Raw genomic sequence first — 12,545 nt, forward strand, 5'->3', positions numbered from 1 at the left:
ATATCACCCCAGACATCGAGTTCACTGCCATATAGGCAGCTTAGAAAAAAGCCTGGTCAGATACAACAAACCATTTGTCGTTCACTGCCATATAGGCAGCTTAGAAAATCAGATCGTGATGCTCGAACCACTGATGCTGGTTCACTGCCATATAGGCAGCTTAGAAAATTATTTATGCTCCTTTTCATAGTCGATCAGCGTTCACTGCCATATAGGCAGCTTAGAAAAAAAATATGGCGTCAATGGATCGGCTCAAAATGTTCACTGCCATATAGGCAGCTTAGAAAAATATGTCGAAGTCAGCGAAAGGCTCAATCGAGTTCACTGCCATATAGGCAGCTTAGAAAATATAAGCATAGCCCTCATTGACTTCCTTGCCGTTCACTGCCATATAGGCAGCTTAGAAAATCTAAAAATAAACCTTGGTAGTTGAAAAAATGTTCACTGCCATATAGGCAGCTTAGAAAAATAACGATGCACTAGATCAAGCCTTCTAACCGTTCACTGCCATATAGGCAGCTTAGAAAGTATTGCCGCCCAAAAAGCCATACCCTGGCACGTTCACTGCCATATAGGCAGCTTAGAAAATGATGCAATTGTTCTGCTAGTTGGAGTGGTCGTTCACTGCCATATAGGCAGCTTAGAAAGAAAGTTAAGAAAAATGTTCCAGAATCTAAACGTTCACTGCCATATAGGCAGCTTAGAAATAAATAACAATAGAATATTAACATTGTTAGAAGTTCACTGCCATATAGGCAGCTTAGAAAAATAGCAGCTATCGCAGTCAGTGTACCAACCAGTTCACTGCCATATAGGCAGCTTAGAAATATCACCAAAAGAAGTAGCTGCAGCTATCCTTGTTCACTGCCATATAGGCAGCTTAGAAATAAACGCACCGCGCCGAAGAGGAGGTTAAAATGTTCACTGCCATATAGGCAGCTTAGAAATAATGCTAGATATGGCTGTCAGATTTTTCATTGTTCACTGCCATATAGGCAGCTTAGAAATGCTCAATCTCAGCATATTGGTCATTCAGCGTGTTCACTGCCATATAGGCAGCTTAGAAAAATGAAAAAGCTAAATATGATCTTGTGTTTTCAGTTCACTGCCATATAGGCAGCTTAGAAAAAGCCACTATGCAGACAGTGCTATAGAGTGCAGTTCACTGCCATATAGGCAGCTTAGAAAAAGCGGTACAGTCACCGAGCCAACATTAACGCGTTCACTGCCATATAGGCAGCTTAGAAAGCGAATAGATAAATGGATTACGCGACCATCCAGTTCACTGCCATATAGGCAGCTTAGAAAAGCATTAAATAAGCATTGGCTTTCGTTCTATGGTTCACTGCCATATAGGCAGCTTAGAAAACTTGTGTAATACGTATATAAGATAAAGTACCGTTCACTGCCATATAGGCAGCTTAGAAAATCTACAAATTGAAGGGTCGCATCATCAACCGGTTCACTGCCATATAGGCAGCTTAGAAAATTGAATTGCAAAATGGTGGCAATGTGTGGTTGTTCACTGCCATATAGGCAGCTTAGAAAACACCCACCGCCAATGTTTCAGGCATATCCATGTTCACTGCCATATAGGCAGCTTAGAAATGCTGTTTCATAATGTCTTTCTGCATTTCGATGTTCACTGCCATATAGGCAGCTTAGAAAATACCGATATGCAGCGTGTCGCCTTCCCGAACAGTTCACTGCCATATAGGCAGCTTAGAAATTTCGCACCATCTTTTTCTAAATGCCTTCTCGGTTCACTGCCATATAGGCAGCTTAGAAAACAACATCAACAGCGTAACGATGCGCCCAAATGTTCACTGCCATATAGGCAGCTTAGAAAAAATTCGGCACGATACCGGACTGAATCCAAACGTTCACTGCCATATAGGCAGCTTAGAAAAGACCGTCCAGGCTGTCACCGAAGAACTGGTGGTTCACTGCCATATAGGCAGCTTAGAAAATCAACGAGAAGGCTTCTGACGCTTGTGAGCGGTTCACTGCCATATAGGCAGCTTAGAAAAAATTTACTCTTGGAATACGCATTGGATGTGAGTTCACTGCCATATAGGCAGCTTAGAAACTACTAATTTATTTGAATTGATTCGCTTTCAAGTTCACTGCCATATAGGCAGCTTAGAAAATGAAGAAAAAGCAAATTTAGATCGTGAAGAAGTTCACTGCCATATAGGCAGCTTAGAAACGATATTTCTGTTGAACAAGCGGGGCAACTTTGTTCACTGCCATATAGGCAGCTTAGAAAAATACGAAGCAAGCATGAGTGCTTGAAATTTAGTTCACTGCCATATAGGCAGCTTAGAAAAACAAGTTTAGACCAACCTTGATCCAGGATTGGTTCACTGCCATATAGGCAGCTTAGAAACTCATGTTCCAAGTTCTTCTCTGCATCCGCAAGTTCACTGCCATATAGGCAGCTTAGAAACAACGCTTACAAAATCAGAAGCCGCATTCATGGTTCACTGCCATATAGGCAGCTTAGAAATTGCTTCAGTCGATGTACTCGCTTGGCTAGGGGTTCACTGCCATATAGGCAGCTTAGAAAATTAATTTGAACACTAATGCGTTTTGATGAATGTTCACTGCCATATAGGCAGCTTAGAAAAGAATTCCCAGAGCTGATGCAATTGCAATCAAGTTCACTGCCATATAGGCAGCTTAGAAAAAATGTTTCGAGTGAAACCAGCGAAAACTTAGGTTCACTGCCATATAGGCAGCTTAGAAAAATTTGTTGATCAGTCCTGCTTTGACAGAGCAGTTCACTGCCATATAGGCAGCTTAGAAAAAACTATGGTATTTCGGTCACGACCAATTATCGTTCACTGCCATATAGGCAGCTTAGAAAAACAACATGAATTGGTCTGACGTAAATCATACGTTCACTGCCATATAGGCAGCTTAGAAATTGTACAAGTCATACAAGCCTTCAAGATGAAAGTTCACTGCCATATAGGCAGCTTAGAAAATTAAAAACATTGTTCAATCTAACCACGCGACGTTCACTGCCATATAGGCAGCTTAGAAACATAAGTCTAAGCATGCTGACTGGATCTGCCAGTTCACTGCCATATAGGCAGCTTAGAAAAGTCCAGATTCCCAAAAACCGCACCATAGCCCGTTCACTGCCATATAGGCAGCTTAGAAAAAGATGCTTTTTGTTTTTCGCCCAAACGGATCGTTCACTGCCATATAGGCAGCTTAGAAAATGTAGTTTGCGTGATAAATCACAAAGGTTTTGTTCACTGCCATATAGGCAGCTTAGAAAAAAAATCTAAGAAGAAGGACTGCATTTCAAAAGTTCACTGCCATATAGGCAGCTTAGAAAGTGTATGTCTGAACACACATAATAATCACGTAGTTCACTGCCATATAGGCAGCTTAGAAAGGAGATCGAAAAATGCAATTCAATCCACAAAAGTTCACTGCCATATAGGCAGCTTAGAAATTCCACTGATTCAACCTCACTTTTGATTAGTTGTTCACTGCCATATAGGCAGCTTAGAAAGTTTCAAGAAACGGTTTAATAAACAATTTTAAGTTCACTGCCATATAGGCAGCTTAGAAACTTCAAAATCAGTAAAGCTTTCTATAGTTGTGAGTTCACTGCCATATAGGCAGCTTAGAAATTCTACACCACGTTTTTGACGATCACGCGTACGTTCACTGCCATATAGGCAGCTTAGAAAAGTTCAGAAATATGCGTTCTCATCGTTCTGCGGTTCACTGCCATATAGGCAGCTTAGAAAAACACCAGCATGAATATTCCCTGCAAAATCCAGTTCACTGCCATATAGGCAGCTTAGAAAAAAGTTGAATCTTCTGGATAAGTATTTTTTCGTTCACTGCCATATAGGCAGCTTAGAAATGACTCATGTGCCAGTTGTGCGAGGAAGTGAAGTTCACTGCCATATAGGCAGCTTAGAAAAGTGTATGCAGTCGCCAAAATGCCCAGAAATAGTTCACTGCCATATAGGCAGCTTAGAAAAATAAGATGCCTGTTTCCGTTTCTATGTACTAGTTCACTGCCATATAGGCAGCTTAGAAAATATAGTTACCTTGCTGATCTATAGCCTTAAGTTCACTGCCATATAGGCAGCTTAGAAAGCTTTGACAAGCCTATGACCATTACTGAAGATGTTCACTGCCATATAGGCAGCTTAGAAATACAAAATTGGCGACACCATCACCGCTAAATTGTTCACTGCCATATAGGCAGCTTAGAAAATAAGGATCAGTTGCATTACGAATTTAAGAAAGTTCACTGCCATATAGGCAGCTTAGAAAATAAAAAATATGCGGATACAGGGTGACAATACGTTCACTGCCATATAGGCAGCTTAGAAATTTTTCATGTCGCCACCTATTTAGATAACTGCGTTCACTGCCATATAGGCAGCTTAGAAAATCATGGAAAATCAAAAAGAAAACCGTGATCTGTTCACTGCCATATAGGCAGCTTAGAAAAATCTTTTTAATGAGTTCAGCTAATGCTGCTGGTTCACTGCCATATAGGCAGCTTAGAAAAAGTTTAGCAGAGTAAGACCCTGTAACTTTTAGTTCACTGCCATATAGGCAGCTTAGAAAAGTGTGTTGCGTCAATATCCTCAATTTTTCTAGTTCACTGCCATATAGGCAGCTTAGAAAAATCACATTGCAGATGAAAACCTGATCCGGGCGTTCACTGCCATATAGGCAGCTTAGAAAATTTACAAGCGTTTCACCAATAGGACATTTTTGTTCACTGCCATATAGGCAGCTTAGAAATGGGAGCATTGTGATCAGAGAAAAAAGAATTCGTTCACTGCCATATAGGCAGCTTAGAAATTTCTATGAACTTCAATAAGGCTTTATAGCCCGTTCACTGCCATATAGGCAGCTTAGAAATACTGCTACTGGTGTCGCTAAAGTTCTTGCTCGTTCACTGCCATATAGGCAGCTTAGAAAACTGGAGAGAACAATGGATTTAAAAGAGCTATGTTCACTGCCATATAGGCAGCTTAGAAACAGTAACAGACTTAATCAATTTTGCGCTGGCGGTTCACTGCCATATAGGCAGCTTAGAAAACTTATTTAATAGTGGACTCTTGTACCGTGGCGTTCACTGCCATATAGGCAGCTTAGAAAAATAATGCGTTATCGTTTTTCTTTGGTAAAAAGTTCTCTGCCATATAGGCAGCTTAGAAATTTGGGGGTGCTGCTTAAGCGATATATTGAGCGTTCACTGCCATATAGGCAGCTTAGAAAACTGCTTCGCAATATTATTTTCATGACATGGAGTTCACTGCCATATAGGCAGCTTAGAAATAACAGACGGCAGTTTTGCTCGTACATTAGTTGTTCACTGCCATATAGGCAGCTTAGAAAAAGCGCGAACCTATGGACTTACGCGATGTGGAGTTCACTGCCATATAGGCAGCTTAGAAATGTTTCGTCATAGTACGGACGCTCTGACGGATGTTCACTGCCATATAGGCAGCTTAGAAATTCAACAGTCCGGCTGTCAATCTGGTATGTAAGTTCACTGCCATATAGGCAGCTTAGAAATTCGAGCGTTTCTAATTTGTACTGCAACATATGTTCACTGCCATATAGGCAGCTTAGAAAAAGAAATCAGGTCTACGCCCACTGCGTAGTGAGTTCACTGCCATATAGGCAGCTTAGAAATTGATTTAAATACTCAAAGCACATTTCTATACGTTCACTGCCATATAGGCAGCTTAGAAATTGTGGCGCTTGGTCTGACTATTGGTTAAATAGTTCACTGCCATATAGGCAGCTTAGAAAAAAAGGTGAGAAGTCTATTTATTATCCACAAAGTTCACTGCCATATAGGCAGCTTAGAAAATAACTAACACAACAAACCACCACCAACCCTGGTTCACTGCCATATAGGCAGCTTAGAAAATACAGGAATTGACCTTATTTTGAATCTCAGGGTTCACTGCCATATAGGCAGCTTAGAAAGTATTTGTTTACTTTTAGACTTTTTATTCCTTGTTCACTGCCATATAGGCAGCTTAGAAATCAAGTACAGCAAATTGCTACGCAACCTCAAGGTTCACTGCCATATAGGCAGCTTAGAAAAGAATGATTGATCTCGCGAAAGCTAAGTTGCAGTTCACTGCCATATAGGCAGCTTAGAAATTTCGTTTACGCAGCGTGATTTAGAGGTTTTCGTTCACTGCCATATAGGCAGCTTAGAAATATGGGGAAACTCATACATTGAAATTATCCGCGTTCACTGCCATATAGGCAGCTTAGAAAGTATGCAATAGTTTTGTACAACGTTGGTAGTGGTTCACTGCCATATAGGCAGCTTAGAAAAGTTCAAGAGAGACTTAAAAGACTTGGCAATCGTTCACTGCCATATAGGCAGCTTAGAAATTAATTCCACGACCTTTACCGTTACGGCTTGAAGTTCACTGCCATATAGGCAGCTTAGAAAGACAGTGAAAAGCAAGCTGCTGATTTCCTGGCGTTCACTGTCATATAGGCAGCTTAGAAATTTACTACCTGATGTTAATGGAACAGAAAAAAGTTCACTGCCATATAGGCAGCTTAGAAATCTTACTTTAAAGGAAATAATTGATTGTACAGGTTCACTGCCATATAGGCAGCTTAGAAAGTGCAGTTATGTCGATGAATATACCGTGCTATGTTCACTGCCATATAGGCAGCTTAGAAAGTGATTCCTGATGAGTGATGCTTGATAATCCTGTTCACTGCCATATAGGCAGCTTAGAAAAATCAACTCTGTCAGCCTGGATCGAATGTTGGGTTCACTGCCATATAGGCAGCTTAGAAAACTGGAGTAATCCGCTCACGCAAAATCATTGAGTTCACTGCCATATAGGCAGCTTAGAAATCAGTAGAAGTCTCAGTCTATATTCTCCCGGAGTTCACTGCCATATAGGCAGCTTAGAAATTGATGAAATTAGGGCTTTTTTAGATCAGCAAGTTCACTGCCATATAGGCAGCTTAGAAATTCGACATTCCTGATCTAACAGATCGGGAGCAGTTCACTGCCATATAGGCAGCTTAGAAAATTCGGCACTTTCGCCGTAGACGTTAATCACTGTTCACTGCCATATAGGCAGCTTAGAAAACCAGAACCTTTACCAGAGCCATTTAATGTATGTTCACTGCCATATAGGCAGCTTAGAAAATGCATCCGATGCGGCAATCCACATAGCCAGGGTTCACTGCCATATAGGCAGCTTAGAAATTTATTCAAGCGAGTAAATAGCGGCTCTGTCAGTTCACTGCCATATAGGCAGCTTAGAAAAAATCGAGGGCCAATACCGGCTTTTCGTGCCTGTTCACTGCCATATAGGCAGCTTAGAAAAATTTTAGGGCTGTTGTTGGGTTACATTATCAGTTCACTGCCATATAGGCAGCTTAGAAAAGATTGGTGAAAACCTGTGGGCAACGGCTGATGTTCACTGCCATATAGGCAGCTTAGAAAATACTATCCATTTTCTGCACTCATGAACAACTGTTCACTGCCATATAGGCAGCTTAGAAATGAATGATCCTTTTCACAGTGCCACAATGAGCGTTCACTGCCATATAGGCAGCTTAGAAATTGTCGCTTGACGCGCACCTGCGCCCTGTATTGTTCACTGCCATATAGGCAGCTTAGAAAACGAAGTTTGGCCAAATCACCATGAGTTCACGGTTCACTGCCATATAGGCAGCTTAGAAAATTAAGCAATGTAAGCAAACAAATAGTGACTGGTTCACTGCCATATAGGCAGCTTAGAAATTTTTCGTTCCGTTTGGCACATCGATGTAAGTGTTCACTGCCATATAGGCAGCTTAGAAAAAAACAGGTGATTCCCTCGTGAAGGGTTGTGAGTTCACTGCCATATAGGCAGCTTAGAAATATCCAAAAGTGGAGTAACCCAATGTCAGAGCGTTCACTGCCATATAGGCAGCTTAGAAAAACCCATCGCAGTACGGACATTTGATGTGGATGTTCACTGCCATATAGGCAGCTTAGAAAATTGCGATAGTCTAAAGCGCCATGAGGAAGGAGTTCACTGCCATATAGGCAGCTTAGAAAATTAGTTGTGCTTTACAGTTTGGGGAATAATAGTTCACTGCCATATAGGCAGCTTAGAAAATACATGCAGGCGTCTCTGGCTGCTGAACATCGTTCACTGCCATATAGGCAGCTTAGAAAAGAGCATAAATCATGCTGCCGAACAGAAAGATGTTCACTGCCATATAGGCAGCTTAGAAAAAATCAGGCGGTACGTGAAGCCGGATTGCAGAGTTCACTGCCATATAGGCAGCTTAGAAAAGCTAATACAATCTTTTCTAAGCTATGTGTCTGTTCACTGCCATATAGGCAGCTTAGAAATTAGAAACAAACAATTGACCGAGCAGGAAAGAGTTCACTGCCATATAGGCAGCTTAGAAAAACCGCGCTCGTCGCTTTGATTGCAGAAACACGTTCACTGCCATATAGGCAGCTTAGAAAGATATTTAGAGTTTCAGGAAAGTATGACGGCGGTTCACTGCCATATAGGCAGCTTAGAAATCAAGTTTTAATGATCTTGAGGGCTTTTAAGGGTTCACTGCCATATAGGCAGCTTAGAAACAGCATAACTACCAATCGCCTTTGGAAGCAGCGTTCACTGCCATATAGGCAGCTTAGAAATTGATTCAGTATTGCGGCATTGAAGCATCCCGGTTCACTGCCATATAGGCAGCTTTGAAGTATTATCTTCAGTAATACTTATGCAAACGAGAGTTTCTGTAAATAATTTTTGTAATAAAAAAGCCAATTATCTCAGTAAGATAATTGGCTTAAGCAAAGAGTTTGGCTATCCGCTTATTCTTCGATCATCCCAATAACACGGCACTACAATCAAATTATTTTCATGTAACCGAGACCATAATCTTACACCTAAATCCCGCTGCATATTTTGGACTGTGAAATTGGAAATCAGCAGGGTAGATTTCATATTGTCATAACGACTATACAAAACCTTATGCACCATCTCCAGGCGTTTTTCATGCCGGTCATGCAGGCCATATTCATCTATGACCAATAAATCAAAACTAGAGAAATGGTCGATAACTTCCTTCTCAGAACGTGAAGCATCTGACCAGGTGTCCATCATTTTTTGAGCAATTTCTGCACTGGTATAGTAGCGCGCAGATTTTGTACTGTTATGCAGAATGTTGCGAATAATTGATGCACTCAGATGGGTTTTACCTGTACCCGGTGTACCAATCATCAACATGTTCGGGTTGTGGTCAGAAATAATTTGCTGTGCAAAGGCCTGACATAGCTTGATGGTATTGTCTTGTGCAGGGCATGCAATTACATAATTCTTGAAGCCACGATCCAGGTATCGTTTATTAAGTCCTGAATTTCTAATTTTCTGTTGTAGCAATCGCTGTTGCAGTTCATCCTCATAGGCTGCATGTGAGTGATGGACGGTTTCTTTGGCACACAATTTACAGAGCCTGTGACCTGCAATTTCCATCAGGGGTATATGATGGGTAGGGCAAAGTGTTTCTGTTGTTTCTGCGCGAAACTGGAGTGTTTTAAGCATGGTTTTCATGGCTGATCTCCTAAATCCATTTTGAATTTTCTAAAAAACTCTCATTTTTTTCTTCAAAATTTGAAGATGAAGATGAAGATGAAGATGAAGATGAAGATGAAGATGAAGATGAAGATGAAGATGAAGATGAAGGGCATGATTCAAGCATGACTTGAGTAATACTCGGGCTCTTCTCAGGAGCTGCTTGAGTATTTACTTTTCGTTGCTTAGTTGATGCTTGAGCATTACTTGCGGATTTATTCCAGCGTGCTTGAGCTGCATTTTTAGCTTTATCAGATTTCATTTGCTGATTTTGCAATGCCTGGCTTTTTAAACTGGTTAAAAAACTTGAATGAATCTGCTCAGACTCGACTTCAAACAATTCCAGAGCCATCAGCGTATTCAACAAAGTTTTAGCCTTGGTGTGCTGAGGTAATTTCGTGATGCTACATACAGTAGCTAGGTTATGAGGAATGGCACCATTTTTCCAGAAATCCATCATTAACAGCAGTGCCGCACCAATTTGTTCTGCCGTCATTCGTGCAAATTTTGCCTGTAGGTCGCCAATATAGAGTGGCATCCAAATTGAAATATCTTTATGCATGTGTTCACCTTTTTATAGGTATAGAGGGGCTAAGGTCATCGATTGGATGACCTTCTGTCTGTGTTTGTTTTATTAGTGAGCGAGACTCATTAAGCGGAGACGGGCCTGTTGGGCCAAGTCATCGTAATGGGCTTGCCCTTCATCCAACATTCGCTGTAACCAGAGTCTCAACGCCTGGTGATCATCGAAGCATTTATTGATTTCCAACAAAAAAGCTAGATTGTGAAGTTTGGGAATGTGTAGCTCATGGATTAATTCACGAGCGACCATATCTGCTTCAGGGCTGACGACCACACCACCAAAGAAAGCTTTACTATTCATGTGCAAGCTCCTCTGTATTTAGTTTTTCCAGCATGGCTTCAAATGCACTGCCATCGCGGCGCGTAACATTGGGGATGTAACGGCTATAGACTCGAAACAGCATTTCAGTCGTTGAATGTCCCAATTGACGTGCGATCCATTCCGGATTTTCTCCTGCTGACAGCCAAAGAGTTGCTGCTGTATGGCGTGTTTGATAGGCTCTTCTAGACTTCAATCCTAGAAAGCGCAAGATCGGATGCCAGACACGTTTATTCACCAGACGATAATCGAGAGGTCCACCATCACGATTGCAGAAAACAAACTCTGATTTACCATTATTTAAGCTTTTCTGTTGGAGAAAGGCTTGGTAAACGCGGTCATTCATCTGGATCGTGCGGTCAGAACCATAAGTTTTGGTTCCACCAAGCACACCATTCACTAACGCCTCTCTGATATGGATTTCACGACGCTGTAAGTCGATATTTTTCCATTGCAGACCATCGATTTCACTGGTACGCATACCCGTAAAAAAGCGAACGGTGTAATAGGGGCGGAAGTCTTCACGCACTGTGGTAAGAATTTTATGCACCTCTTCCAGAGAAAAAGGTGTGACTTCAATCTTGCTTTCCTTCAGATTGTTAATATTTTTATAAGGCGACTCAAACTCGTATCGTTCAGCCGCATCATTGAGTATCATACGTAAAGGCGTCATGATTTGATTGATCCTCGATGCTTTCAGACTTGTTTGATCTTTTCCGTGTGTCACTTTGGCGAGAGAGGCACGGAAGTTCAGCAAGTCTGACTTCTTGATTTTCGAGAGAACCTGATTACCAAAAGCAGGAATCAAATAGTTTTTGATCACAATTGAAACCTTTTGCTGATATGAGGTTCTCCATTCAACTTGTTTCTGCTTAAACCACAATTCAGTAAACTCTTTAAAAAGAGGAACTTTGGTCTGTACAGCAATTTGCTGACTTCTTTTTTCCTTAAACTCCTCAACACGGTTACTTTTTGGAAAGTACTTTTCGTATTCAAAAGTTCCCAAAGTAATTTCAGCTTCAAGCTGTTCGAGACGTTTTTTCAAAATGCGACGGTTATAAGCATTGTCTTCAAGATTGGTTGTTTCTCTGCAACGAATGCCCATGTAGCGAAAGTCGGCAATCAGTTTGCCACTTCGTTCCCGGATGGTAGCCATCAGTTAAACCTCCTAAGCCTTATTGCAAAGCATCCATGCTTAAACCAGTGAATTTAAGCATTTCAGTTTCAATACGTTCCCAAACAAAAAGAATTTTGCGGCCACCAAAAGGACGGATGTAGTGAACACCTTCAATAAAGACACTGTCCTTCAGCTGGTTGCGAATGGTACGAGCGTCGTACTGGATTTTTTCAGCCAGTTGCTGGGCTGTGAGATAGGTATATGACATAATTGTATTCCTAGCGTAATTCATCGGATGTAAGGAATTTTTCATCCTTAGACCTAAAATAACCTCAAATTTAATTAAATGCAATTAAATTTTCATTGTATTAGAGGAAAAATTAATGGTTATTTGTAAGCTACCAATATTGTTGGCTGAAAGAAAAATGCGTGTAGCTGACTTAATTCGTGGTACAGGCATTAATAAGACAACTTTGCATAAGCTTTATAATGGCGAATTGACTCGAATTGATTTGGAGACCATCGATCGAATTTGTGATTATTTGGATGTACAGGTAGGGGATTTATTTGTTTTTGAAAAAGACAATAAAGAACAATCTGTTAGTGAGTAGTTTGGTCACAAATGGTCACATCAAAAAGTGAAATGGTCACAAATTATTGATCATTTGGTAAAAAATACCTTGTTTGGAAGAGAACAGGGTGATTTTTGCCTTCAAAAAAGCTCTGAAAGTGGTGATCGATTGAGGACATTTAAGATCAATTGAGACCATTTTTTTTGTTGTGGGCACGCCATGGTCACATCTTGGTCACAAAATACGAATTACATTAAGAATATTTTTTATTGAATCGAATAACAAAGGAAGGAGAGTTTTTAAAAAATATAATAAAATCAACAATAAAAAAG

The 12,545-nt window shown here is 40.7% G+C and carries 6 protein-coding genes and 1 CRISPR repeat array (1 of these 7 only partly in view); of the genes, 1 reads left to right on the plus strand and 5 read right to left on the minus strand.

Annotation, left to right across the window (positions count from 1 at the left end; genetic code table 11):
• Positions 1–8,749: a CRISPR direct-repeat array (repeat unit 28 nt; unit sequence GTTCACTGCCATATAGGCAGCTTAGAAA); it begins 582 nt to the left of the window's first position.
• Positions 8,750–8,855: 106 nt separating this feature from the next.
• From C3F22_RS15315 to C3F22_RS15335, 5 genes are all read right to left on the minus strand, one after another.
• Positions 8,856–9,602, minus strand: coding sequence for an ATP-binding protein (locus C3F22_RS15315; RefSeq protein WP_004895361.1), 747 nt, complete (start codon positions 9,600–9,602; stop codon positions 8,856–8,858).
• 10 nt (positions 9,603–9,612) lie between these two features.
• Complete coding sequence (locus C3F22_RS15320) at positions 9,613–10,185, minus strand: DUF1376 domain-containing protein (protein ID WP_104426901.1); 573 nt, start codon at positions 10,183–10,185, stop codon at positions 9,613–9,615.
• Positions 10,186–10,257: 72 nt separating this feature from the next.
• On the minus strand, positions 10,258–10,506 hold the full coding sequence (locus tag C3F22_RS15325; RefSeq protein WP_004895356.1) for a hypothetical protein: 249 nt from the start codon (positions 10,504–10,506) through the stop codon (positions 10,258–10,260).
• Positions 10,499–11,680: a site-specific integrase gene (locus C3F22_RS15330; protein ID WP_004895354.1), complete on the minus strand. Its 1,182-nt coding sequence runs from the start codon at positions 11,678–11,680 to the stop codon at positions 10,499–10,501. Before C3F22_RS15330 ends, C3F22_RS15325 begins: the two co-directional genes overlap by 8 nt.
• A 19-nt stretch (positions 11,681–11,699) precedes the next feature.
• Positions 11,700–11,909, minus strand: a complete 210-nt coding sequence (locus C3F22_RS15335; protein WP_000122748.1) for a hypothetical protein — start codon at positions 11,907–11,909, stop codon at positions 11,700–11,702.
• A 115-nt stretch (positions 11,910–12,024) separates the two neighbouring features.
• Here C3F22_RS15335 and C3F22_RS15340 point away from each other — a divergent pair, with 115 nt between their 5' ends.
• Positions 12,025–12,252 carry a helix-turn-helix domain-containing protein gene (locus tag C3F22_RS15340; protein ID WP_004895349.1) on the plus strand — a complete coding sequence of 76 codons (228 nt, stop codon included), beginning with the start codon at positions 12,025–12,027 and terminating at the stop codon, positions 12,250–12,252.
• Positions 12,253–12,545 lie beyond the last annotated feature (293 nt).

The sequence above is a fragment of the Acinetobacter sp. ACNIH1 genome (genome assembly GCF_002934695.1).
GTDB lineage: Bacteria > Pseudomonadota > Gammaproteobacteria > Pseudomonadales > Moraxellaceae > Acinetobacter > Acinetobacter variabilis.